This window comes from Helicobacter pylori (assembly GCF_006439795.1).
GTDB classification, from domain to species: domain Bacteria; phylum Campylobacterota; class Campylobacteria; order Campylobacterales; family Helicobacteraceae; genus Helicobacter; species Helicobacter pylori_CR.
Genome location: NZ_VEYL01000009.1, coordinates 34,350 through 58,657, shown reverse-complemented (window position 1 = coordinate 58,657; position 24,308 = coordinate 34,350). Strand labels below are relative to the sequence as shown.

General features: G+C 38.4%; 21 protein-coding genes. 16 read left to right on the top strand and 5 right to left on the bottom strand.

What is annotated here, in order from left to right:
* Positions 1-279 precede the first annotated feature (279 nt).
* The 3 genes from FIM66_RS05125 to dnaK are packed head-to-tail and all read left to right on the top strand — an operon-like array spanning position 280 to position 3,577.
* Positions 280-1,110, top strand: a complete 831-nt coding sequence (locus FIM66_RS05125) for an HrcA family transcriptional regulator (protein WP_140600150.1) — start codon at positions 280-282, stop codon at positions 1,108-1,110.
* Positions 1,110-1,685: a nucleotide exchange factor GrpE gene (gene grpE, locus FIM66_RS05120; RefSeq protein ID WP_140548833.1), complete on the top strand. Its 576-nt coding sequence runs from the start codon at positions 1,110-1,112 to the stop codon at positions 1,683-1,685. Before FIM66_RS05125 ends, grpE begins: the two co-directional genes overlap by 1 nt.
* Before the next feature lie 29 nt (positions 1,686-1,714).
* The gene (dnaK, locus tag FIM66_RS05115; protein ID WP_140478093.1) at positions 1,715-3,577 is read left to right on the top strand and encodes a molecular chaperone DnaK; all 1,863 of its coding nucleotides are present in this window, start codon (positions 1,715-1,717) and stop codon (positions 3,575-3,577) included.
* A gap of 229 nt (positions 3,578-3,806) precedes the next feature.
* Here dnaK and FIM66_RS05110 read toward each other — a convergent pair whose 3' ends face one another.
* Entirely contained in the window at positions 3,807-4,388 is a 582-nt protein-coding gene (locus FIM66_RS05110; RefSeq protein WP_140548835.1) for a hypothetical protein, read from the bottom strand.
* Positions 4,389-4,502: 114 nt separating this feature from the next.
* On the opposite strand from FIM66_RS05110, the gene FIM66_RS05105 reads away from it, so the two are divergent.
* From FIM66_RS05105 to FIM66_RS05065, 8 genes are all read left to right on the top strand, one after another.
* Positions 4,503-5,420 carry an O-acetylserine-dependent cystathionine beta-synthase gene (locus tag FIM66_RS05105; RefSeq protein WP_194149259.1) on the top strand — a complete coding sequence of 306 codons (918 nt, stop codon included), beginning with the start codon at positions 4,503-4,505 and terminating at the stop codon, positions 5,418-5,420.
* A 24-nt stretch (positions 5,421-5,444) separates the two neighbouring features.
* Entirely contained in the window at positions 5,445-6,587 is a 1,143-nt protein-coding gene (locus tag FIM66_RS05100) for a cystathionine gamma-synthase (RefSeq protein WP_140600148.1), read from the top strand.
* Positions 6,588-6,624: 37 nt separating this feature from the next.
* The gene (locus tag FIM66_RS05095; RefSeq protein WP_194149258.1) at positions 6,625-7,083 is read left to right on the top strand and encodes an S-ribosylhomocysteine lyase; all 459 of its coding nucleotides are present in this window, start codon (positions 6,625-6,627) and stop codon (positions 7,081-7,083) included.
* Positions 7,084-7,234: 151 nt separating this feature from the next.
* Positions 7,235-8,980, top strand: a complete 1,746-nt coding sequence (locus tag FIM66_RS05085; protein ID WP_140548839.1) for a bifunctional metallophosphatase/5'-nucleotidase — start codon at positions 7,235-7,237, stop codon at positions 8,978-8,980.
* Between the two features lie 242 nt (positions 8,981-9,222).
* Positions 9,223-10,878, top strand: coding sequence for a methyl-accepting chemotaxis protein TlpB (gene tlpB / locus FIM66_RS05080; protein ID WP_194149260.1), 1,656 nt, complete (start codon positions 9,223-9,225; stop codon positions 10,876-10,878).
* A 129-nt stretch (positions 10,879-11,007) separates the two neighbouring features.
* On the top strand, positions 11,008-13,029 hold the full coding sequence (locus FIM66_RS05075; RefSeq protein ID WP_140547921.1) for a DNA methyltransferase: 2,022 nt from the start codon (positions 11,008-11,010) through the stop codon (positions 13,027-13,029).
* Positions 13,029-14,177 carry an HNH endonuclease gene (locus FIM66_RS05070; protein ID WP_194146358.1) on the top strand — a complete coding sequence of 383 codons (1,149 nt, stop codon included), beginning with the start codon at positions 13,029-13,031 and terminating at the stop codon, positions 14,175-14,177. The genes FIM66_RS05075 and FIM66_RS05070 overlap by 1 nt, the downstream gene beginning before the upstream one ends.
* Positions 14,178-14,294: 117 nt before the next feature.
* Positions 14,295-15,074, top strand: coding sequence for a glycosyltransferase family 2 protein (locus FIM66_RS05065; RefSeq protein ID WP_140547922.1), 780 nt, complete (start codon positions 14,295-14,297; stop codon positions 15,072-15,074).
* Here the strand turns inward: FIM66_RS05065 and FIM66_RS05060 are convergent.
* From FIM66_RS05060 to tlpA, 3 genes are all read right to left on the bottom strand, one after another.
* Positions 15,057-15,818 (bottom strand): outer membrane beta-barrel protein, encoded by a 762-nt coding sequence (locus FIM66_RS05060; RefSeq protein WP_140600146.1) that lies wholly within the window; start codon positions 15,816-15,818, stop codon positions 15,057-15,059. The two genes, FIM66_RS05065 and FIM66_RS05060, sit on opposite strands and share 18 nt — an antisense overlap.
* A gap of 118 nt (positions 15,819-15,936) precedes the next feature.
* Positions 15,937-17,043 (bottom strand): epoxyqueuosine reductase QueH, encoded by a 1,107-nt coding sequence (locus FIM66_RS05055; RefSeq protein ID WP_140547924.1) that lies wholly within the window; start codon positions 17,041-17,043, stop codon positions 15,937-15,939.
* Positions 17,043-19,070 carry a methyl-accepting chemotaxis protein TlpA gene (gene tlpA / locus FIM66_RS05050; protein WP_140600145.1) on the bottom strand — a complete coding sequence of 676 codons (2,028 nt, stop codon included), beginning with the start codon at positions 19,068-19,070 and terminating at the stop codon, positions 17,043-17,045. Before tlpA ends, FIM66_RS05055 begins: the two co-directional genes overlap by 1 nt.
* Positions 19,071-19,262: 192 nt before the next feature.
* Here tlpA and thrC point away from each other — a divergent pair, with 192 nt between their 5' ends.
* The gene (thrC, locus tag FIM66_RS05040) at positions 19,263-20,723 is read left to right on the top strand and encodes a threonine synthase (RefSeq protein WP_140600144.1); all 1,461 of its coding nucleotides are present in this window, start codon (positions 19,263-19,265) and stop codon (positions 20,721-20,723) included.
* Positions 20,724-20,828: 105 nt separating this feature from the next.
* Positions 20,829-21,542 carry a hypothetical protein gene (locus FIM66_RS05035; protein WP_140600143.1) on the top strand — a complete coding sequence of 238 codons (714 nt, stop codon included), beginning with the start codon at positions 20,829-20,831 and terminating at the stop codon, positions 21,540-21,542.
* A gap of 204 nt (positions 21,543-21,746) precedes the next feature.
* On the opposite strand, the gene FIM66_RS05030 is transcribed toward FIM66_RS05035, so the two are convergent.
* Complete coding sequence (locus FIM66_RS05030) at positions 21,747-22,691, bottom strand: D-2-hydroxyacid dehydrogenase (protein WP_140568375.1); 945 nt, start codon at positions 22,689-22,691, stop codon at positions 21,747-21,749.
* A gap of 72 nt (positions 22,692-22,763) precedes the next feature.
* On the opposite strand from FIM66_RS05030, the gene FIM66_RS05025 reads away from it, so the two are divergent.
* The 3 genes from FIM66_RS05025 (at position 22,764) to futC1 (ending at position 24,297) form a co-directional block, all read left to right on the top strand.
* On the top strand, positions 22,764-23,294 hold the full coding sequence (locus FIM66_RS05025; RefSeq protein WP_140600142.1) for a hypothetical protein: 531 nt from the start codon (positions 22,764-22,766) through the stop codon (positions 23,292-23,294).
* Positions 23,295-23,392: 98 nt separating this feature from the next.
* The gene (locus FIM66_RS05020) at positions 23,393-23,860 is read left to right on the top strand and encodes an O-fucosyltransferase family protein (protein ID WP_140600141.1); all 468 of its coding nucleotides are present in this window, start codon (positions 23,393-23,395) and stop codon (positions 23,858-23,860) included.
* Positions 23,857-24,297 (top strand): alpha-(1,2)-fucosyltransferase FutC1, encoded by a 441-nt coding sequence (gene futC1, locus FIM66_RS05015; RefSeq protein ID WP_140547930.1) that lies wholly within the window; start codon positions 23,857-23,859, stop codon positions 24,295-24,297. Before FIM66_RS05020 ends, futC1 begins: the two co-directional genes overlap by 4 nt.
* Positions 24,298-24,308: the final 11 nt, after the last annotated feature.

Below are 24,308 nucleotides of genomic sequence, written 5' to 3'. Positions count from 1 at the left end.
GATTTTAAGGGGGTTAAGGGGGGTGTTATCGCAAAATACCCCCCCTATCCCCTTAAGAGAATGAGTTTCATTATAAAACAAAAAGGATTATCCATATTTAAATGAGATCAGATCTAAATTAAATCAAATCTATAAAAAATCCTAATTTAATGCTAGTAAATAAATTTAGTGATACAGACTAAACTTTAAAGAAAAATCGGGTAATTTTTATCACTTTTTTAAAACAAGTGATAGATTATTAACTTTTTGCGCTATAATGCGAGAGTTCTTTCATCAAGAATGGTGATTGACGAGATGTTTCAAATAATGATGTTAAAAAGAATTAAAGTAGGTTCTGATTTGAATAAAAAAGAGAGTTTGTTAGATGCGTTTGTTAAAACCTATCTGCAGACTTTAGAACCCATTAGCTCTAAACGTTTGAAAGAGTTGGCAAACTTGAAAATATCTTGCGCAACGATCAGGAATTATTTTCAAATCCTTTCTAAAGAAGGCATGCTCCATCAAGCCCATTCTAGCGGCGCTAGATTGCCTACTTTTAAGGCGTTTGAAAACTATTGGCGCAAGTCGTTACGCTTTGAAGCTTTAAAGGTGAATGAAAAACGCTTAAAAAGCGCGAGTGAAAATTTCGGGCTTTTTACGCTGTTAAAAAAACCTAGTTTGGAGCGTTTAGAAAGAGTCATTGAATGCGAAAAACGCTTTTTGATTTTGGATTTTTTGGCGTTTTCTTGCGCGGTGGGTTACAGCGTTAAAATGGAGAAGTTTTTATTGGAGCTTGTGGGCAAAAGCGTTAAAGAAGTGCGCTCAATCGCTGCTTCTGTCAATGCGTTGAGTTTGGCCAGGCAATTAGAGCGTTTGGAGTATTCCAGTGCACAAATGACACGCTTTAATCTGATGGGGTTAAAAACGCTTTTAAACAGCCCTTTATTTTTTGACATTTTAGGGGGTAAGGTTTTAGAGCGTTTCAAAAAGGGTTTGCATTTTATAGAGCCTGATTGCATGCTGGTAATACGCCCTATAGAATTTCAAAACAAGCGGATGCAACTGCTTTGCGTGGGGAAATTGGAATGCGATTATGAAGGGTTTTTTCAAACGATTTCTGAGGAGGAATAATGAAAGATGAACACAACCAAGAACACGATCATTTGAGCCAAAAAGAGCCAGAATCTTGCGGAAAGGTTTGTGCTTGCGAAGAACAACAATGTGAAGAAAATCAAGAAACAAGCGAAAAAGAATGCGAGATTAAGGAAGATTTTGAGCTTAAATACCAAGAAATGCACGAAAAATACTTAAGAGCACATGCGGATTTTGAAAACGTGAAAAAGCGCTTAGAAAGAGACAAGAGCGTGGCGTTAGAGTATGCGTATGAAAAAATCGCATTGGATCTGTTGCCGGTGATTGATGCGCTTCTTGGGGCTCATAAAAGTGCAGCTGAAGAGGATAAAGAGAGCGCTTTAACCAAGGGCTTGGAGCTCACGATGGAAAAGTTGCATGAAGTTTTGGCAAGGCATGGCATTGAAGGGATTGAATGCTTAGAAGAGTTTGATCCTAATTTCCACAATGCGATCATGCAAGTCAAAAGCGAAGAAAAAGAAAACGGGAAAATCGTGCAGGTTTTGCAACAGGGTTACAAGTATAAGGGTAGGGTTTTGAGGCCGGCAATGGTGAGCATTGCTAAAAACGATTAAAACATTTATTTTAACAGAAAGGATAACGCATGGGAAAAGTTATTGGAATTGATTTAGGGACAACCAACTCCGCAATGGCGGTTTATGAAGGCAATGAAGCAAAGATTATTGCGAATAAAGAGGGTAAAAACACCACTCCTTCTATTGTGGCTTTTACGGATAAGGGCGAGATTTTAGTGGGCGAGAGCGCCAAAAGACAAGCGGTAACCAACCCAGAAAAAACCATTTATTCTATTAAAAGAATCATGGGTTTGATGTTTAATGAAGATAAGGCTAAAGAAGCCGAAAAACGCTTGCCTTATAAGATTGTGGATAGGAATGGGGCTTGCGCGATTGAGATTTCAGGTAAAATTTATACCCCTCAAGAGATTTCAGCCAAAATTTTAATGAAGCTCAAAGAAGACGCTGAAAGTTATTTAGGCGAGAGCGTTACTGAAGCGGTGATCACGGTCCCGGCTTATTTTAATGACAGCCAAAGGAAAGCGACTAAAGAAGCCGGCACGATTGCAGGGCTTAATGTTTTAAGGATCATCAATGAGCCTACAAGCGCGGCGTTAGCTTACGGCTTGGATAAAAAAGAGAGCGAAAAAATCATGGTTTATGATTTGGGTGGGGGGACTTTTGATGTTACCGTTTTAGAAACAGGCGATAATGTCGTGGAAGTTTTAGCCACAGGGGGCGATGCGTTTTTAGGGGGCGATGATTTTGACAATCGTGTGATTGATTTTTTAGCGGCTGAGTTTAAAAGCGAAACGGGCATTGAGATTAAAAACGATGTGATGGCGTTGCAACGCCTGAAAGAAGCGGCTGAAAACGCTAAAAAAGAACTGAGCTCTGCGATGGAGACTGAAATCAATTTGCCCTTTATCACCGCGGACGCTACCGGGCCTAAACACTTGGTTAAAAAACTCACTAGGGCTAAATTTGAAAGCTTGACAGAAGATCTCATGGAAGAAACGATTTCTAAAATTGAAAGCGTGATCAAAGACGCGGGGCTAACCAAAAATGAGATTTCAGAAGTGGTGATGGTGGGAGGCTCTACTCGTATCCCTAAAGTCCAAGAAAGGGTGAAAGCGTTTATCAACAAAGAGTTGAATAAAAGCGTCAATCCTGATGAAGTCGTAGCGGTGGGCGCGAGCATTCAAGGGGGCGTGTTAAAAGGCGATGTGAAAGATGTGCTTTTATTAGATGTTACGCCTTTAAGCCTTGGGATTGAAACTTTAGGGGGCGTGATGACTAAAGTCATTGATAGAGGCACGACTATCCCGGCGAAAAAATCTCAAGTGTTCTCAACCGCTGAAGACAACCAGCCCGCTGTGTCTATTATGGTTTTACAGGGTGAAAGGGAATTGGCAAGGGATAATAAATCGTTAGGTAAATTTGATTTGCAAGGCATCGCTCCCGCTCCAAGAGGCGTGCCGCAAATTGAAGTAACCTTTGATATTGACGCTAACGGGATTTTAACCGTGTCAGCGCAAGATAAAAATACCGGTAAAAGCCAAGAGATTAAAATTTCTGGTTCTAGCGGGTTGTCTGATAGCGAAATTGAAAAAATGGTGAAAGACGCTGAATTGCACAAAGAAGAAGACTCCAGGAAAAAAGAAGTGATTGAAGCGAGAAACCATGCCGATAGTTTGGCGCACCAAACCCAAAAGAGCCTTGATGAGCATAAAACGAATTTGAATGAAAACGACGCTAACGAGATTCAAAACGCCATTAACGCTCTTAAAGAGTGCGTCAAAAACGATAACGCTACTAAAACTGAGCTTGAAGACAAAACAAAATTATTAGTGCAAGCGGCTCAAAAATTAGGCGAAGCCATGGCAAATAAAAACAACGCTGAGCAGCCCAAGAAAAAAGACGATGATGTGATTGATGCGGAAGTGGAGTGAAACGCTTTTAAAACTTTTTTTTAAGCGGGCGGTTTTAATCAAAACCCGCTTGCTTTTTGGTATTCATCAATGAGATACCGATTGCAAAATCTAAAAAATAGCGTTTTTTAATCCAAATATCAAAGCTTGGTTGTAATCAAACGATAGCTTTTCAAGGTTTAGACTAAAAAGCATTAGTGGGATTTTAGGAAAATCCCTTATGGGGGAGTTTTTTGTATAGAGTTATTTCCTAATGGCTTGCGCCAGATGGCTCTAATTCAAAACACGCAGTGGGGATTTGATTAAATTCGTTAGCAAAGCGTAAAAAATCGTTGGTAATGTTTTCAAGATGGGATTCTAAATCATCATAGCTCTCTTGGTAGTATGCGTCTCCATTAGGATCGATGATTTTGTCATACGCTAGGCATTTTTGACACTCTTCTTCCCCATTCTCCTCTATGGATCGACCTATACAAAGATAAAACTTTTCAAAATCGTTGCACCAACAGTAGGAAAACCAAAGATAAAAACCTTTTGTTGGGGTTGGTTTTTCACCATTGACAAACCCTTCCCCTAAAATATCCTGACGGCAAAAGGCGATGGATGGTTCATGGGATAAACGCCCATGGCTGCCAGGACTGATTTTACACGCATAACCCCATGGCGCTAAAAACTTGTTCAGCCCTCTTTGGTATGAAGCGTATTTTGGGTTCGTTGGGGTTTTGCCTGTTTGTTTTTTCTCTTGCACTTTAGCGTCTATTAGTGCTACAAACTCTCTTAACAAGTCCTGAAACGCTTTTCTTTGCTCTTCATTCCATTCTATCGTTTTCATTGAAAACTCCTTAATCCATCTTAATAAGCTAACATTTTATCCTAAACTTATTCCATTTAACGAGTTTAGGCATAATCGCAAAATTGAATTTTATTGTTTGTTATAGGAGGAATGATGATTATCACCACAATGCAAGACGCCATAGGCCGCACCCCCATTTTTAAATTCACTAACAAGGATTACCCCATTCCCGTAAATTCCGCCATTTACGCCAAGCTAGAACATTTAAACCCGGGAGGGAGCGTTAAAGATCGCTTAGGCCAATACCTTATAGAAGAAGGGTTTAAAACAGGCAAAATCACTTCTAAAACGACCATCATTGAGCCTACCGCAGGCAATACCGGCATCGCTCTAGCCTTAGTGGCAATCAAGCACCATCTCAAAACCATCTTTGTTGTCCCGGAAAAATTCAGCACAGAAAAACAGCAAATCATGAGGGCTTTGGGGGCTTTAGTAATCAACACGCCTACTAGCGAGGGGATTTCTGGCGCCATTAAAAAAAGTAAAGAGTTAGCCGAAAGTATCCCTGATAGCTATTTGCCCTTACAATTTGAAAACCCTGATAATCCTGCCACTTACTACCACACCCTAGCCCCTGAGATTGTCCAAGAATTAGGCACAAACCTTACGAGCTTTGTAGCCGGGATAGGGAGTGGAGGCACTTTTGCAGGCACAGCCAGATATTTGAAAGAACGCATCCCTAATATTCGCTTGATTGGGGTGGAGCCGGAGGGTTCTATTTTGAATGGGGGCGAGCCTGGGCCTCATGAGATTGAGGGTATTGGCGTGGAGTTCATCCCCCCTTTTTTTGCAAACTTGGATATTGATGGCTTTGAAACGATCTCAGATGAAGAGGGTTTTAGCTACACTAGGAAGTTGGCCAAGAAAAACGGCTTATTAGTAGGGAGCTCTAGCGGGGCAGCTTTTGTAGCAGCACTGAAAGAAGCACAACGCCTTCCTGAAGGCAGCCAGGTTTTAACCATTTTCCCGGATGTTGCCGATCGTTATCTTTCTAAAGGTATTTATTCATAAAAATTCAATAAAAAAGGAAAAACCATGCGCATGCAAACAAAACTAATCCATGGGGGCATTAGCGAGGATACGACAACGGGGGCGGTGAGCGTGCCTATTTATCAAACTTCCACCTACCGCCAAGACGCCATAGGCCGCCATAAAGGCTATGAATACTCTCGCTCAGGTAACCCCACGCGCTTTGCTTTAGAAGAACTCATCGCTGATTTAGAAGGGGGGGTTAAGGGGTTTGCTTTTGCCTCTGGTTTAGCTGGAATCCACGCCGTTTTTTCTCTCTTGCAATCAGGCGATCATGTGTTATTGGGCGATGATGTTTATGGGGGGACTTTCCGCTTGTTTAATAAAGTACTTGTCAAAAACGGGCTTTCTTGCACCATTATCGACACTAGCGATCTATCCCAAATCAAAAAGGCTATCAAACCCAACACTAAAGCCCTTTATTTAGAAACCCCTAGTAACCCCTTGCTTAAAATCACGGATTTAGTGCAATGCGCTAGTGTCGCTAAAGATCATGGTTTGCTCACTATCGTGGATAACACCTTTGCCACCCCCTATTGCCAAAACCCGCTTCTTTTGGGGGCGGACATTGTGGTGCATAGCGGCACAAAATACTTAGGCGGGCATAGCGATGTGGTTGCTGGGCTTGTAACCACCAATAATGAAGCGCTAGCCCAAGAGATCGCTTTTTTCCAAAACGCTATCGGTGGGGTTTTAGGCCCTCAAGACAGCTGGCTGTTGCAAAGAGGGATTAAAACGCTAGCATTACGCATGCAAGCCCATCAAAAAAACGCTCTTTGCGTGGCTGAGTTTTTAGAAAAACACCCTAAAGTAGAAAAGGTTTATTACCCGGGTCTTCCCACTCACCCCCAACACGAGCTAGCCAAAAAACAGATGCGTGGCTTTAGCGGGATGCTCTCTTTCACTCTCAAAAATGACAGCGAGGCGACTCTTTTTGTAGAAAGCCTTAAATTATTCATTTTAGGCGAGAGTTTGGGCGGGGTGGAAAGTTTGGTGGGGATTCCGGCGTTTATGACCCATGCGTGTATCCCTAAAGAACAACGAGAAGCTGCAGGGATTAGAGATGGCTTGGTGCGCTTGTCTGTGGGGATTGAGCATGAACAGGATTTGTTAGAAGATTTAGAGCAAGCATTCGCTAAAGTAGGCTAAAGTTTCATTACAATTTATGAATAAAGGAGTTAAAAACATGAAAATGAATGTAGAGAGTTTCAATTTGGATCACACCAAAGTCAAAGCCCCTTATGTGCGTGTCGCTGATCGCAAAAAGGGCGTTAATGGGGATTTGATCGTCAAATACGATGTGCGCTTCAAACAGCCCAACCAAGACCACATGGACATGCCAAGCCTACACTCTTTAGAGCATTTAGTCGCTGAGATCATCCGCAACCATGCTAATTATGTCGTGGATTGGTCGCCTATGGGTTGCCAAACGGGATTTTATCTCACGGTGTTAAACCATGACAATTACACAGAGGTTTTAGAGGTTTTAGAAAAGACAATGCAAGATGTGTTAAAGGCTACAGAAGTGCCTGCCAGCAATGAAAAACAATGCGGTTGGGCGGCTAACCACACTTTAGAGGGCGCGCAGAATTTAGCGCGTGCTTTTTTAGACAAACGCGCTGAATGGTCTGAAGTGGGGGTTTGATGAATGGGGGGAATGATTTTACTCCCCCCTATCCCCTTATCCATTTTACCCATTTTGCCCATAAGCGTTAAATGCCAATCAAAAACCATCGTATCAGTGTTAATATTATGTAAAAATTATCGTTATGAATCTCTTTTATGGAAGGATTTCAATGAAAAAATTGATTTTGGTCATCTTTTTAACGCTAACGCTTTCAATATCTGCAAAAGAAGTCAAAATAGTGTTTTTAGAAACTTCAGACATTCACGGGCGGCTTTTTTCGTATGATTATGCGGTTGGCGAGCAAAAACCCGATAACGGCTTGACAAGGATTGCGACCTTAATCAAAAAGCAAAGGGCCAAGAATAAAAATGTGATTTTGATTGACAGCGGGGATTTGTTGCAGGGTAATAGCGCGGAGTTGTTTAATGATGAGCCGATTCACCCGCTAGTTTTAGCTCAAAATGATTTGAAATTTGATATTCGTGTGCTTGGGAATCACGAGTTTAATTTCAGCAAGGATTTTTTAGAGAAAAACATTAAGGGTTTTAATGGCGCTGTCGTGAATGCGAATATCATCAAAACTACAGACAATAAGCCGTTTGTGAAACCTTATGCGATCAAGAAAATTGATGGCGTGAGAGTGGCAATTGTGGGGTATGTGGTGCCGCACATCCCTACTTGGGAGGCCTCTACGCCTGAACATTTTGCAGGCTTGGAGTTTTTGGACGCTGAAGAAGCGTTGGAAAAGACCTTGAGTGAGCTAAAAGGGAAGTATGATATTTTGATTGGCACTTTTCATTTGGGGAGAGAAGATGAGAAAGGAGGCGATGGGATACCGGATTTAGCGAAAAAATTCCCGCAATTTGACATCATTTTTGCAGGGCATGAGCATGCGGTTTATAACACTAAAATAGGAAAGGTGCATACCATTGAGCCTGGAGCGTATGGGGCTTATCTGGCAAAGGGCGTGGTGGTGTTTGACACCCAAACGAAGAAAAAAATCGTAACGACTGAAAATTTACCCACAAAAGGCGTGCCAGAAGATGAAGAATTAGCGAAAAAATATGAATATGTGGATAAAAAATCAAAAGAATACGCTAATGAAGTGGTCGGCGAAGTTACAAAAACCTTTATTGACAGGCCTGATTTTATCACAGGAGGAGAAAAAATCACTACAATGCCCACCGCCGCCTTGCAAGAAACACCGGTGATAGAATTGATCAATAAAGTGCAAAAATATTACGCAAAAGCCGATGTTTCAGCGGCAGCCTTATTCAATTTTGGGGCGAATTTGAAAAAAGGGCCTTTCAAAAGAAAAGATGTCGCTTATATTTACAAGTTCGCTAACACGCTCATTGGAGTGAATATAACGGGTGAAAATCTGTTGAAATACATGGAATGGTCGTATCAATTTTACAACCAGTTGCAACCAGGCGATCTGACGATCAGCTTTAATGAAAATATTCGCGGTTATAACTTTGATATGTTTTCTGGCGTAACCTACAAAGTTGATGTTACAAAACCCGCCGGACAAAGGATTATCAATCCCACAATCAACAACAAACCCATTGACCCCAAAGCAATCTATAAATTAGCAATCAACAATTACCGATTCGGGACATTATCCACGACATTAAAATTGGTTACAGACGCTAATAGGTATTATAATTCTTACGATGCATTGCAAGATAACGGGCAAATACGGGATTTAATCATCAAATACATCACGGAAGAAAAAGGCGGGAAGGTAACCCCTGAACTGGAACATAACTGGGAAATCATCAACTACGATTTCAAAAACCCGTTGCTAAAAAAATTGAGAGAAAAATTAAAAGAGGGGAGCATCAAAATCCCCACTTCAAAAGACGGGAGGACTTTGAACATAAGATCCATTAAAGAAAGTGAAGTTAAATAAGATTTTTTATTTTTATTATTTATTTTTAAGCCTAACTTAAAAAAGGGTGTTATATAATCTTAAATTGTTGGCTTTTCACTTTTTGGGCGGTTTTCAAACAACCGAGGTTTAATTTTACTTTGTGTCTCTTCTCATTTTTCGGGGGGGGGGGTACATTTGGAAGCTAAACTCTAAAATTAGGGTTTGACTTAAAAATGATTTATAGGAGATAAATGATGTTTACTTCGTTAGGGACTCGTATCATGCTGGTCGTGTTAGCTGCACTTTTAGGTTTAGGGGGGCTTTTTATTGGTTTTGTAAAGGTTATGCAAAAAGATGTGTTAGCGCAACTCATGGAACATTTAGAAAACGGGCAATACAAAAAGCGTGAAAAAACGCTCGCTTACATGACAAAAATTCTTGAACAAGGCATTCATGAGTATTACAAAAATTTTGATAACGCTACTGCAAGAAAAATGGCGTTAGATTATTTTAAACGCATCAACGACGATAAGGGCATGATTTACATGGTGGTGGTGGATAAAAATGGGGTAGTATTGTTTGATCCGGTCAATCCTAAAACCGTAGGCCAATCAGGGCTTGACGCTCAGAGCGTTGATGGGGTGTATTATGTTAGGGGGTATTTGGAAGCGGCTAAAAAAGGGGGAGGCTACACTTATTACAAAATGCCTAAATACGATGGAGGCGTGCCGGAGAAAAAATTCGCCTACTCGCATTATGATGAGGTGTCTCAAATGGTGATCGCAGCGACTTCTTATTACACTGACATTAACACCGAAAATAAAGCGATTAAAGAAGGCGTGAATAAGGTTTTTAATGAAAACACCACGAAATTATTCCTTTGGATACTGACAGCGACGATAGCGTTAGTGGTTTTGACGCTCGTATACGCTAAATTAAGGATCGTGAAACGCATTGATGAACTGGTCCTTAAAATCAACGCTTTTAGCCATGGGGATAAGGATTTGAGGACCAAAATTGATGTGGGTGATCGCAACGATGAAATCTCGCAAGTGGGCCGTGGGGTCAATTTGTTTGTGGAAAACGCCCGCTTGATTATGGAAGAGATTAAAGGGATTTCCACCCTCAATAAAACTTCAATGGATAAATTAGTCCAAATCACGCAAGAAACCCAAAAGAATATGAAAAATTCATCAACCACCCTAAATTCCGTGAAAAATAAAGCCACTGATATAGCGGGCATGATGAATGCTTCCATAGAGCAGTCTCAAGGGTTAAGGAAGCGTTTGATTGAAACGCAAGCGTTTGTCAAAGAGAGCAAGGATGCGATTGGGGATTTGTTTTCTCAAATCACAGAGAGCGCACACACTGAAGAGGAGCTCTCTAGCCAAGTGGAGCAACTCAGCCGTAACGCTGATGATGTCAAATCCATTTTGGATATTATCAATGATATTGCCGATCAAACCAATCTTTTAGCCCTAAACGCCGCTATTGAAGCCGCAAGGGCCGGCGAGCATGGCAGAGGCTTTGCGGTGGTGGCTGATGAAGTTAGGAATTTAGCCGGGCGCACTCAAAAGTCTTTAGCCGAAATCAATTCCACTATCATGGTGATTGTCCAAGAAATCAATACCGTAAGCTCACAAATGAATCTCAATTCGCAAAAAATGGAGCGCTTGAGCGATATGAGTAAAAGCGTGCAAGAAACTTACGAAAAAATGAGTTCCAATTTAAGCTCAGTCGTTTTAGACAGCAATCAAAGCATGGACGATTACGCCAAATCCGGACACCAAATTGAAGCTATGGTAAGCGATTTTGTAGAAGTGGAAAAAGTGGCTTCTAAGACTTTAGCTGATTGTTCAAATATTTTAAACATCGCTACGCATGTGAGTGGAACGACTATGAATTTAGACAAACAAGTGAATTTGTTTAAAACTTAAGGGTCAAGATAAAATTCAAATAAGGTTTTTATCATTTTGCTTTTTAAGTGAGACTAAAGAAAAGGCATAAGCGACAACCAAACCATGGTAAAAATCTATATGAAGTTATAATTGTTGTGTTATACTAAAATGAATAGAGATTTGCAAGAGATTCTAAATGGAGATAGTTTATATATTCTAAAAAATCATATAGAAGATAATTTTATAGACATTATTATTACTTCGCCACCGTATAATGTGGCACACAAATATGAAAATTATAATGATGATTTAAATTTTGAATCTTATCTCAATTCAATGCACAATATTTTTAAAGAATGCTACCGTGTGCTTAAAGAGGATGGGAGAATCTGTGTCAATGTACCTTTTGCTGTAAAAAATAGAGATAGCAAGGAGGTGAGATTTTTAAGTATTTATATAACACAAATTTTGAATGAAATTGGTTTTAAGGAGTTTGAGCTTATAACTTGGCACAAGGGAAAAGATGTTAAGCATTTTCAAGGGAATAATACAGCTTGGGGGAGTTGGAAAAGCCCTTCCTGCCCGTCTTTTAGACCTTTAGGAGAAGTAATATTAGTGTTTTATAAGGAAAATAAAACTCATAAAAATGAAAGGGGATTAGCAGATATTACTAGCCAAGAGTTTAAAGAATGGACAAAAAATATTTGGTATTTTGATAAAGATAGTGATCAAGGCTTTGAAAATATTTTATGCGTTAGTAACAATGCCAAAAAAGATTTACATCCCGCACCTTACCCAGAAGAATTAATTGAGAGATTATTAAAAATTTATTCTTATCAAAATGATATTGTGTTAGATCCTTTTAATGGCACGGGCACGACAACTTATGTGGCAGATCAATTAAACAGGCAGTTTATCGGTATTGAGTTATCGAGCAAATATTGCAAAATGGCTATTGAAAGATTACAAAAAATCACAGATTCTCAAGCTATCCCTATCATGAAAAGCTACCCTACAACACTAACAAATTTAGTCAATAGTGATAATATATTAGACTCTTTAAATGAAGTTTTTCCTTATAAAGAAGCCTTTAGCCCTTATCTTATAGAGCATTTACAAAATCGTTTTGGTTGTTCTATTGAGAGTGTTTATGATCCATTTTGTGGTGTTGGCTCTAGCTTTTTAAATACGCAAACGCAAGTTTGCTATGGTTTTGACACTTCACCATTTGCCATAAATGTCGCTAAAGCAAAATTAGAAAAATTGGATTTTAATAACTTAAAAAAAGCAGAAAAACATGTCGGTAATTTTATGGATAGCAATAGAGAATATTCATTTCCACAATGGGAATCTTTTGGCAAATATGCTAATAAGAAGCGATTTGATCTCATCATGGATTTTATAGAATCTTTTAAAGATTTAGATGATAAAATTTATCATTTTGTGCGTTTTCTAGTATTTTGTAATTTGGAAAAAATGCTGAATTTTAAAAAAGATGGTAATGGCATTAAGTATAGAGAAAGCAAGATTAAAGATATAGAAGTTTATCTTAAGACACTCACATTAAGGGCATTTGTGTTGAAAAGAGAATTTGATATAAAAAATTCTAAGGTTATAAGTTTAGAGAATTGCTCATCTATAGACAATAAGCCAAAAGATAAAGTTGATTGTGTTTTAACATCTCCGCCATATGCAAATTTATTTGATTATTTTGAAATTTACAAAATGGAGTTATGGAGTAGCAAAATTGTAAAAAGTTATGAAGAATGGAAAAAGCTTAAAAAATCTGCTCTAAGAAATAACAAAAATGCAGCTTTAAAACAACAAGATAAAATAGAAAATATATTACTCAATCACACATTAGAAATTCTTAAAAATAAAGGTATAGAATCAAGCACTTTGACAATGTTAAATAATTATTTTTTTGATATGCAAAAAGTTTTAAAAAATTGTTTTGAAGTTCTTAAGGATGGAGGATTTTGCTTTATTGTGGTTGGAAATTCTTGCTATAAAGGAGTACCGATACAAACTGATGAAATCTTGGCACAAGAGACACAAAAATTAGGCTTTAAATGCAAGGAAATCATTGTTGCTAGGAAACTTAAAACATCTAGTCAACAGATGAAGATCGTTGATTCTAAAGCTAAATTTTATTTACGAGAGAGCATAATCGTTTTGCAAAAGGGGTAATGATGGAATATGTTAATATGCGATATAAAAAGAATAGTACGGGTTTATTTTTTGACTCTTTCAAACATTTTAAGCACAACCTTTCCAATCTTATAGGAATAGAATTACCCACACTTATTCATCTTGGTGCTGAGAGGTATTTAAATCTTATTTCTACCAACAATAAGTCAAAATATCCCGATATGAGAAAAATAGGACTTATAGATTATAATAAACCAAGTGATTATTATTTTGTTCCAACCACAGAAGCGGAGCAAATAATAAACGCTTTTGATCGTTCTTCTGTCAATGTTTATGATGAAAATGATGTATTAAAAAGTGATAGAAAAAATATTGATTCTTTGTCGCCTAAAGACTTATTTTCATCTATTGTTAATTGGAATCAATATAAGCAGTCAGTTTTGTATCTCATTTTGTCCTATTATGATACAGCAGATTCCATTCGCCCATATTTGGTGCTTTTAAATTATGTGAGAAGAATGAGAAATTTAAATAGAGAGATTTTGCAAAATATTTTAGCTCACACAAAGAAAGATATTTTACTTATGCGATATGATGAAAATGCTTTTAAAAATCTTGATCCTAAAATACAAAAAGAATTGAACCGGACCATTTCATATATTTACAACTTTCTTATAACAGCTTTGGTGTTGGATGATTCTCATAATGTGATCGTTGATTTTAATTTGGTGGATGCATTAAGCACTACAATGGATAATATTGTTTTATATTATTCCACTCAAGATAATTCTAGGCCAGCAAGAGAGCAACGATTATTTAGAGAATGTGTTTTAGAGGCTTATAATTATAAATGTGCCATAACTGGCAAATCATTATTTATTGATAATAGATGTTTGCTAGAAGCGGCACATATTATCCCATATAGAGACGGTGGATCTTTTGCTGTAAATAATGGCATGGCCTTAAGCTATGAAATGCATAAAATGTTTGATAATGGATTATTTAGTTTTGAATATGAAAATGATGATGAAGTGGTTATCATCACTTCATCATCAAATCGCATAGTGGATAATCAGGGCATTTTAGCCAACCTTAATCATAAATCCATATTTTTACCAAAACAATTAGAGTTGCGTCCAGACCCATTAGCTTTGCAATATAATAAGGATACATTCTTGTTGTGGTGAAATTTTGGTGCATCTTCCACCTTATTTTAATGCCAAAGATTATGCAAAATAGTTATCAAGATTTTATACATTCCTTATTCCAAGCAACAAGGGGGAGTTTATCAAAAAAGGGTTGGGTTGTTAAAAGTTTCTGTGATCACGGCGTGTTTTAATGGTGAAAAAACCATTGAAGACACCATTCTTTCGGTGCTTAATCAAACTTATAAAAACATTGAATACATCATTATAGATGGGGCTAGCGCGGATGGCACTTTAGGAATCATTCAAAAATACAGAGATAAAATCGCTTGCGTGGTGAGTGAAAAAGATGAGGGCATTTATGACGCCATGAATAAAGGCATAAAGCGTTCTAGTGGGGATATTATCGCTTTATTGAATAGCGATGATTTTTACAAAGATGAGTTTGTAATAGAAAAAGTGGTGCATGAATTTGAAAAGAAAAATTGCGATAGCGTGTATGCGGATCTGGTTTTTGTCAAACCGGATTGTTTAGAAAAAGTGGTGCGCTATTATGAGAGTGGGGAATTTAACCCTAAAACCTTGCTGTATGGCGTGGTGCCAGCGCACCCCACACTTTTTGTCAAAAAAGCCATTCATGAACGCTACGGCTTATACAAAACCGATTACAAGATTTCAGCGGATTTTGAGATGATCATCCGCTTGTTTGTGGTGCAAAAAATAAGCTTTTCTTATTTGAAAGAAGTGTTAGTCATCATGCGCACCGGTGGGGTTAGCGCGAGTGGGTTTAAAAGCCTTTTATTAAGGAATAAAGAAAACATAAGAGCATGCCAAGAAAACGGCATTAGAGCGAATGTTTTTTCCATGCTTTTAAAATACCCTAGGAAAATCATGGGCTTATTTAAAAGGGGAAAAGGGGGATTAAAACGAAACGATTAAAGAAAGATTAGCGTTAAATCGTGGTTTGAATCTTTCTTGATGGTTGTTGTAGGTGTAAAAAACATTCCTCACTAAAGGCATTTCAATCCCTAACTGCAAAGACAAATAGCCGATAAAATCCACGATAAAACCAAAACGCAAAGGGGCTTGAAAAAAGGTTTTTTTGGTTCTTGGGATAATCGTTGTGATAGCACCTGGTTTAATCGTATCCACTAACAACACCCCTTGTTCTAAAGCGATCCCTAAATAACTCCTAAAACGATAAATATTTTTATCTACAAAAATCCAAGAAAAATCTAACGCGCCCCCATAATTTTGCACCATTAGGATTTGAGGCTGGGAGAGCGAAACAGAATGGGAATAGTTATAGACGCTAAAGATTCTAAAACCGACTTTAGGGTGGTTTCTTAAAAAATGTTCCAAGCCTGTAGCGGTGTTAAACCCTATGCTGTTAGCCAGAAGAGTCAAATTTTGATTAGTGGTTGAATAAGTAGCTTGCGAATAGTTGTATCCAAAAATAAAGAAAAATTTAAGGCTTTTTTCTAAAGCCCTTTTTAAAATTTGCTGGTTTTTGTCTAAAACTTTCTGTTTTTCATGGTTTTTATCAATGGTTAGGGGTTTAGGTTTGTCGTCTTCATTCTTGTTTTTAAAATTTTCTAAGAATTGGGACCAAATGATTTCTTTAGCTTCTAAAAAGAGCGGGTTCAACGACAAAAAGAGATAAATACTAAATAGAGCTTTCAAATACAGCCTTAAACTTTTTACGGCTATTGTGCCTAATTATCTTAAATTAACTTTAAATTACTGGTGTGTTTTTACAATAACCCCCACTCGCACACAACGCCATATTTTAAAGTTTAGCTTAGAGCAAATAAAACACCTTTTCTTCTTGAAAAATGCTTTTAATTTCCACAAAAAGGGTTTTTTCTGTGCGTTCTTCTAGCACGATAATAGGGTTAACGCTCTCGCTCCCGCTCACTAACGCCCTTAAAGACAACTCTTCTTCATAATTTAAAGGGTTAAGGTTTAATTCTTTTAAATTTCCGTAGTTTTTTGCCATAAGAGTGTTAAGGCCTTCTAAAGTTAAAAACAAGGTTTCATCTCTTTGGCTATAACCGACTAGCGCGTTTAAACGCTGGGAAAAAACCCACCTTAAATCGTTGATCCTAACCTTAGCTTTACTTTTAGAGCGCGCTAGAATGTAGCAATTCAGGGGGTTTGAATTTTTAGAAAGCCACACACCCCCATTCAATAAGCGGTAAGTTGCGATCGTTTTTTGGGCTAAAAAAGGCTTATTAGCGTCCTTTTTAGCTGCGTCTAACGCTCTAAAAACTTGCGTTCTTTCTTCAACGCTTGCGGGTAAAATCTGGCGTTTTAAAGGCGAGTAAAGCTCAAAGGGGCTTCTGTTTTGGGATTCTTTTTGGATTTTTAAAGCGAATTGACAACCGCAATAATTTTGCCGGTAAAGCTCATTTTCTCTCGCCAAAGCTTGCAAGTTTAAATCCAACTCGCTCTTAAAATGTTCAAAATTATCGTTTCTGAACACAACAAATTCCAAATGGTGCCTTTGCGCGATGTGTTGTCCCTTAGCGATGAGCTGGTTAGGGTCTTTTTTAGGGCTTGTGAGTAAGGTGGTGGTGAATTTTTCTTCCCCCAATTCAAAGGCTTTCAACGCGCTCGCTTCTAATCGTAAATCAAAGCACTCAAAACAGCGTTCGCTTTTTTCCCCTAACAATTCCTTACCCTTAGCTTTATTTAGAAATTTTTCTAATTCATAATCGCCTTCAATGAGTTCAATTTCTAGCATCTCGCAAGTGCGTTTCACATCCTCTAAACGCAACAAGTATTCGCTATAAGGGTGGATATTGGGGTTATAAAAAAACCCTACAATTTTTTCACCCACAAAAGCCTCTTTAGCCTTTTTTAAAAAATACAGGTTATCCACCGAGCAGCAAATATGAATGAGCATTAAAACTGCTTTTTATTCACATCTTCTAAAATATCGTTAGAGACTTTGTCAATTTCTTGACTGATTTCTAACGAATCGCTAGCGATTTTTAGATTGCCCTCAGTAACCGATCTTAAAGCTTCAATAGAAGCGTTGATCTCTTCTACTTCTTTAACCTGGTTTTTAATGCTCTCGCTCGTGTCTGAAATGCTTTGAACTAAAATATTGATATTGGCTTCAATCTCGCTGAGGGATTTTTGCGTCCTTTCAGCGAGCTTCCTCACTTCATCAGCCACCACTGCAAAGCCTCTGCCATGCTCGCCGGCCCTTGCGGCTTCAATAGCGGCGTTTAAAGCTAATAGATTCGTTTGATCAGCAATATCTCTAATGATTTCTACAATGCTTTTAATGTCTTGCCCTTGCTCAATCATCGCTTCACTTTGAGAGCTCACGCCTTGAATGGAAGTGGTGATATTTTCTATCGTTTTGGAAGTTTCCATCAAGCTTTTGTGTTGGGAGTTTGAAGCCTTTTCTAAATTTTGCACGCATTCTTTCAAATTCGCGCTATCGTTCGCTAGATCTTTGGCAAAATTAGACGAAGTTTCTAGCATTTTTTGGATTTCTTGCCCTAAAGCGTTAGTGACCAATTCCACCCTACCTGAAGCGTTTTGGATCCGCCCTCTAAAATCCAAGCCAGAATAGCTTTCAAAGATTTTGAAAATGCTTGGCATGTGAGTCCCTACGCTTTCTTGCAAATAATCCATGATCCCGTTTAGCGCGTCTCTCAATTCTTTCAAATCAGGGCTTGCAGGCTCAGCTGTGATGCGCACCGCAAAATTCCCTGCTTTCACATCTGAAACCACTTTAATGGTGTCTTGGACGGCTTGCTTGTCTTCTTGCATGGTTTTTTGGGTTTGCAAGATATTTTTATTGATCGCTGTTTGCATGCGGCCTAATTCGTCATTAGATTTCGCTTCAATCAATTTAATATCGCTAGAATGGGTTTGATTGTTCAATAATTTAAAGAAATGAGACAAGGTGCTAGAAACGACTTCCAAACGATTGCTCACGATCGCTCGCATTAAGAGAGTGATCGCTATAATCAAGGCTAACACCATGATAGCGCTCGCTATGATCACCACAAAACGCACCGAGCCTACTTGCTCATAGACCTTGTCTTTTTCAATGATTAAAGCGATCATCCAATTGAGATTGTCTTTACTTTCTGTTTTGCCTAGCATTTTAAAGGTTTCAACGGCTAAAAAATTTTCCTTATGGCTAAAGGGATCTAAGTATTCTAAAGTCGCTTTAGAGCCGTTTTCTAAAATTGCCATCACTTCGTTGGTGGCTTTAGGCACGCTCTTATAAATTTCTGCGATAGATTGGTCTTGCAAACTCTTATTCGCGCTCAAAAGCACTTTACCTTTAACGCCAATTAAAAATAAATCGCTCCTGTTTTTAGTGATTTCATTACTGAAGCTGTCAATGGAAATAAAAACCATCAAAGCCCCTACAACCTCTTTTGCGTTTTCATTCAATAAAGGTAAAAGAATATCAACCCCATAAACTTCCGCCCCATTAGGCATTTTCCTATAATAAGGCAAGCTTTTAGAAATTTCTTTATTTTTCATCGCTTTTTGTGCTAAAGGGCTATTCCCTAATGACGGATTTTCCATTAACTTGATCGTATCGTTATCCCTTAAAAGCGTTAATCTCAAATCTTCTCTGTCTTTAAAAAACATGCTCACCCCAACGACATGCGAATTGGCTAAAATGAAGTTTTTTAACAAGTGGATTTTGATCTCTCTTTTGGTGTCTTTAGGGAGCATTTCTTTGACAATTCCCATGCTCGTATAGGCGTTTTCCAAAACCCCTTGCACTTCCTTAACCTTAAAATGCAAACTATCTTGCATAGAACGCAAGGTGTTTTCTTTTAAAATCTCTTTCACCCTGCTGTTCAAGGACACCCCTAAAATGCTCACGCACACGATCACAATCAACGCCACCCACAATATGATTTTATTACCGATACTCAAACCTTTAGACAAAACACAACCTTACTATGATGAATTTTTTGCCCATTTGCGGCAAAATTTTAAACCGCATTATAGTATTATAAGCATAAATCCAAAATTAAACTGGATTAAAAAGGCGATCAATCATTCTCATTAAAAACCATTTAAGGTTGCATTCGCTCTTTTAGGGTATGCTACGACTAAAAATTATGGTAAGGAAGAATAATGCCTTTTGTCCCCACGCGCTCTTTGAAAGAAAAAAAGATTGATTTTATTGAAGCAATATTAAACCCCAACGCCCCAAAAGGCGGGCTTTACACTTTAGAGCGTTTTGAAACATTAGAATGGCAAGATTGTTTGAATCTGAGCTATAACGAGCTAGTAGAATGCGTGTTTGAACGGTTGGGTTTAGAGATTCCTAAGGGTTTATTGACAAGCGCTTTAAAACGCTATGAAAATTTTGATAACCCTAAAAATCCAGCCCCTATTTTTGCACTCAATGAAAGGCTTTTTGTCCAAGAACTCTACCATGGGCCTAGTTTGGCGTTTAAAGACATGGCGTTGCAGCCTTTAGCGAGCTTGTTTTCTAACCTAGCGGTAGGAAAAAATGAAAAGTATTTAATGCTCGTTTCCACAAGCGGCGATACCGGCCCTGCGACTTTAGAAAGTTTGGCGGGCATGCCTAATGTTTTTGTGGTGTGTTTATACCCCAAAGACGGCACAAGTTTAGTCCAAAAACTCCAAATGGTTACCCAAAGCGCTAGCAATTTAAAGGTCTTTGGGATCAGTGGGGATTTTGATGATGCGCAAAACGCGCTCAAAAACCTTTTAAAAGACGATGATTTTAACGAGGCTTTAAAAGCGCGCCAATTGAAATTAAGCGTGGCTAATTCCGTGAATTTTGGGCGCATCGCTTTTCAAATCGTCTATCATATTTGGGGCTTTTTAGAATTGTATAAAAAAGGCGCGATCAATTCTAAAGAAAAAATCACCCTAGCCATACCTAGCGGTAATTTTGGGAACGCTTTAGGGGCGTTTTATGCCAAAAAAATGGGCTTGAATATCGCTAAGATCAAGGTTGTAACCAACAGCAACGATGTTTTAAGGGAGTTTATAGAGACAGGGCGTTACGATTTAACCCATCGCTCTTTAAAGCAAACTTACTCGCCGGCTATGGATATTTTAAAAAGCTCTAACGTGGAAAGGGTGCTTTTTAGCCTTTTTGGGTTTGAACGCACGCTAGAATTGATGCAAGCTTTAGAAGAAGAGAAATTTTACGCCTTAAAGCCTAAAGAATTGGCCCTTTTACAGGAGCATTTTTCTTGCGCGAGCTGCTCAGATGAAGCTTGTTTGAAAACGATCCAAGAAGTTTATGCAGAGCACCAATACCTGATTGACCCCCACACCGCCACCGCTTTAAACGCCAGCTTGAAAACCAACGAAAAAACCCTTGTTTCCGCCACCGCCTCTTATGAAAAATTCCCTAGAACCACCCTTCTAGCCCTAAACGAGCAAAAGAAAAACGATAACGACAAAATCGCCCTAGAAACGCTTAAAAACAGCTACAATACCCCGGATAGCCAACGCCTTGATGATTTGTTTGAAAGAGGGATCAAGCACCAAGAAGTTTTAAAACTCAATGAGATCAAAACTTCTATCCTTTTGTGGCTAGAAAGCCTACATTAAATCTTTTTTAAGCCCTTATTCCTAATAAAATCTTAATTTTAAGTCAAACTACACTATAATAAGGAAATTCTAAACGAAGATTAAACTTTAATGAAAGGGATTTTAATGAAAAGAATCGTTTTAGTAGCGATAGCCTTATTGATGAGCGCTTGTGCGAGCTATAAGATCACGCCTGAACATGTTACTTCCTATAATAATGGGATTCAAGTGATGACCTCCACGCAAGCCAAGTCTAAAGTCCAGCTAGAAATCGCTCAAAGCAAATTGAAAGGTTTGAATGAATCCCCCTTAGTGCTGTATGTGGCGGCGCAAGTTATAGAGGGAAATCCTGTGGTGTTTAGCCGTAAAGCCATTTCAGTGTCTATCAACCAAACGAATTTACCGGTCTTAAGCTTGAGACAGGTGATGAAATCCAGTTTTGATTTTGAGGGCATTTTACAAAGCTTTAATATCAGCGTGCCGACCGCCCCTATTGATAATATCAATATGATCACCCCGCCTATGTTTTATTACGGGCAAGGGAGTTTTTTAGCTTATAACGGCATGATGTATGGGGGAATGGGCATGTATGGGCCAGGCTTTGGCATGATGATGATGGATGATGTAGAAGAGCAAGAAGTCATGCAAGAAAGCCGCCAGGCTTTAAAAATCCTAGCGATCAATTACCTTAAGAAAAACACCCTTAACGTTGAAAATAAGGCTAAAGGAGGGTTTGTCGTGGTGGATACCAAAAACCTTAAAACCCCGGGCGTGGTGGTGGTTAAAGTCTTTTTAGAAGATGAAATCCACACCTTTAAAATTGATATTTCTAAGATGTAATCGCTCTCTATCATAAAAGCCTTTGGGGTGGTTACTCAAAGGCTTTTCTTTCTATTTGAGAAATCATCGCTTGATTAAAACAAGCTCTTTTATTTTGCATTACATTAAAAAAATGCTTTGAGCTTTTTTATCATGCTATACCCAAAAACATTAAGCGTTAGCAGTAAAAAATCCAAACAATCAAAAAACCCCTTTTTTTTGCGTTTATTTTTGAGAAGCTAAAAAATCCTGGATATTTTCTTTGGTTTTTTCTACCAAGGTTTTCAAGCTGTCGCTATACGCCCATGCGATATGGGGGGTTAAAAGCAATTTATTTTGGATCTTTGGGTTCAAAAACGCATGATCTTTTTCAAAAGGCTCTTTCACAAACACATCGCTCGCGTAATACAAATCTTTGGTTTCTAAAATTCCAGCCAGATCCTTTTCATTCACAATGCCCCCACGCCCCACATTGATTAAAATCGCCCCTTCTTTTAGGCTTTGCAATTCTTTGAGAGCGATTAAATCGCGCGTGCTTTCATTTAGGGGGGCATGAATGCTGATAATATCGCTTGTTGTGAGCAGATCTTTTAAACTCAAGCACTCATACTCTTCTTTTTTATCTTTAGGGGAATAATACACCACCTTTGCCCCGAAAGCTTGAGCGAGCTTGGCGACTCTTTTACCGATTGCGCCTAAACCAATAACCCCCCATTGACCTCCTTTAATAAGCCCCATTTTCATATCGCTAATGTGCGTAAAAATATCGCTTTGGCTATATTCCCCGCTTTTACAATAACGATCGTAATCATTGATCCTCCCCAACAAAGACAACGCGCACGCTAAAGTGTGCTGGGCTACAGATTCCGTAGAATAAGCGCTCACATTTTTGACTTCTATGCCTAAAGCTTTCGCGCTTTTTATATCCACATTATCCGTGCCTGTAGCGGTGATGCAAATGAGTTTGAGTTTAGGCAATTGGCTTAAAATTTCTTGAGTGATAACGACTTTATTCAATACCATGATTTCAGCGTCTTTGCAACGCTCAACCACTTGATTAGGCGAAGTGATCTCATAAAAATCAAAATCTGCCGCTTCTTTTAAAACTTCTAGCGCTTTTAACCCCACGCTTTTAGCGTCTAAGACCACGCCTTTTTTGAATGTTTTCATCTCTTTACTCCTAGTTTTAATTTTAAAATTATATAATTAAACCATAAAATCCTTTTTTAAAAGAAACTAAGCATGCCAAAACCCAAGAAAAACACCCTCCCCTGTAGCCTTTCTATCAAAATGTCTTATTTCATGCGCTTTCTCATTAAATGGCGCACCCGCTCTTTAAGCCATAAAATGATGACTCTAGTTCAAATTTTAAGCATTCTAGCTTTAGCGAGCAAGGCCAGTGAAGATTTAGAAGAGCAGCTCAAAAAAATCAAAGATTACATTTACAGAACCCTAAACGCTAAAATCGCCTCTGATGTGTATAACCGAGTGCTTATTTTAGTGAATGAATATTGCGCTAATGAAGAATTGTTTGATAAAGAAAGCGTTAAAATTTCAGATTTACTCATTCAAGACATTCAGCTTTACGCTTTAGTAGATGAAATGCTTAAAGAAGATAAATACCAAGTCCAGCACACCATTTTAAAGGGCATCATCAAGCGCAAATACGATGAAGCCTACTCGCTCAATAGCGAAGATAGGATTCTTTTAGAATACCAAAAACGCTTGCTAGAACCCTCATACGCGTCTTTTTCAAATAAAAAATTCAAATGATTTGAAAGCGTTACTTGCCCCACTTTTTAGGCTTTTATTGAAAAAGGGCTTTAAAATAAGCTAAAATGAGCGTTTTATTTGAAAAACAAAGGGATTGAATGGCTTTTAAGGTGGTGCAAATTTGCGGAGGGCTTGGGAATCAAATGTTTCAATACGCTTTTGCTAAAAGTTTGCAAAAACACTCTAATACGCCTGTGCTGTTAGATATTACTTCTTTTGATTGGAGCGATAGGAAAATGCAATTAGAACTTTTCCCTATTGATTTGCCCTATGCGAGTGAAAAAGAAATCGCTACAGCTAAAATGCAACACCTCCCCAAGCTAGTAAGAGACGCGCTTCAATACATAGGATTTGATAGGGTGAGTCAAGAAATCGTTTTTGAATACGAGCCCAAATTACTAAAGCCAAGCCGCTTGACTTATTTTTTTGGCTATTTCCAAGATCCACGATATTTTGACGCTATATCCCCTTTAATCAAGCAGACCTTCACTCTACCCCCCCCCCCCCCGAAAATAATAAGAATAATAAAAAAAAAGAGGAAGAATACCACCGCAAACTTGCTTTGATTTTAGCCGCTAAAAACAGCGTGTTTGTGCATATAAGAAGAGGGGATTATGTGGGGATTGGCTGTCAGCTTGGTATTGACTATCAAAAAAAGGCGCTTGAGTATATGGCAAAGCGCGTGCCAAACATGGAGCTTTTTGTGTTTTGCGAAGACTTAGAATTCACGCAAAACCTTGATCTAGGCCACCCTTTTATAGACATGACCACTAGGGATAAAGAAGAAGAGGCGTATTGGGATATGCTGCTCATGCAATCTTGTCAGCATGGCATTATCGCTAATAGCACTTATAGCTGGTGGGCGGCTTATTTGATAAAAAATCCAGAAAAAATCATTATTGGCCCCAAACACTGGCTTTTTGGGCATGAAAACATCCTTTGTAAGGAATGGGTAAAAATAGAATCCCATTTTGAAGTAAAATCCGAAAAATATAACGCTTAAAGCGGCTTAAA

Bases quoted from the DNA above. Each gene is read 5' to 3' on its own strand.
- FIM66_RS05125 (WP_140600150.1), top strand. From the start codon at position 280: ATGGTGATTGACGAGATGTTTCAAATAATGATGTTAAAAAGAATTAAA.
- grpE (WP_140548833.1), top strand. From the start codon at position 1,110: ATGAAAGATGAACACAACCAAGAACACGATCATTTGAGCCAAAAAGAG.
- dnaK (WP_140478093.1), top strand. From the start codon at position 1,715: ATGGGAAAAGTTATTGGAATTGATTTAGGGACAACCAACTCCGCAATG.
- FIM66_RS05110 (WP_140548835.1), bottom strand. From the start codon at position 4,388: ATGAAAACGATAGAATGGAATGAAGAGCAAAGAAAAGCGTTTCAGGAC.
- FIM66_RS05105 (WP_194149259.1), top strand. From the start codon at position 4,503: ATGATTATCACCACAATGCAAGACGCCATAGGCCGCACCCCCATTTTT.
- FIM66_RS05100 (WP_140600148.1), top strand. From the start codon at position 5,445: ATGCGCATGCAAACAAAACTAATCCATGGGGGCATTAGCGAGGATACG.
- FIM66_RS05095 (WP_194149258.1), top strand. From the start codon at position 6,625: ATGAAAATGAATGTAGAGAGTTTCAATTTGGATCACACCAAAGTCAAA.
- FIM66_RS05085 (WP_140548839.1), top strand. From the start codon at position 7,235: ATGAAAAAATTGATTTTGGTCATCTTTTTAACGCTAACGCTTTCAATA.
- tlpB (WP_194149260.1), top strand. From the start codon at position 9,223: ATGCTGGTCGTGTTAGCTGCACTTTTAGGTTTAGGGGGGCTTTTTATT.
- FIM66_RS05075 (WP_140547921.1), top strand. From the start codon at position 11,008: ATGAATAGAGATTTGCAAGAGATTCTAAATGGAGATAGTTTATATATT.
- FIM66_RS05070 (WP_194146358.1), top strand. From the start codon at position 13,029: ATGATGGAATATGTTAATATGCGATATAAAAAGAATAGTACGGGTTTA.
- FIM66_RS05055 (WP_140547924.1), bottom strand. From the start codon at position 17,043: ATGCTCATTCATATTTGCTGCTCGGTGGATAACCTGTATTTTTTAAAA.
- thrC (WP_140600144.1), top strand. From the start codon at position 19,263: ATGCCTTTTGTCCCCACGCGCTCTTTGAAAGAAAAAAAGATTGATTTT.
- FIM66_RS05035 (WP_140600143.1), top strand. From the start codon at position 20,829: ATGAAAAGAATCGTTTTAGTAGCGATAGCCTTATTGATGAGCGCTTGT.
- FIM66_RS05030 (WP_140568375.1), bottom strand. From the start codon at position 22,691: ATGAAAACATTCAAAAAAGGCGTGGTCTTAGACGCTAAAAGCGTGGGG.
- FIM66_RS05025 (WP_140600142.1), top strand. From the start codon at position 22,764: ATGCCAAAACCCAAGAAAAACACCCTCCCCTGTAGCCTTTCTATCAAA.
- FIM66_RS05020 (WP_140600141.1), top strand. From the start codon at position 23,393: ATGGCTTTTAAGGTGGTGCAAATTTGCGGAGGGCTTGGGAATCAAATG.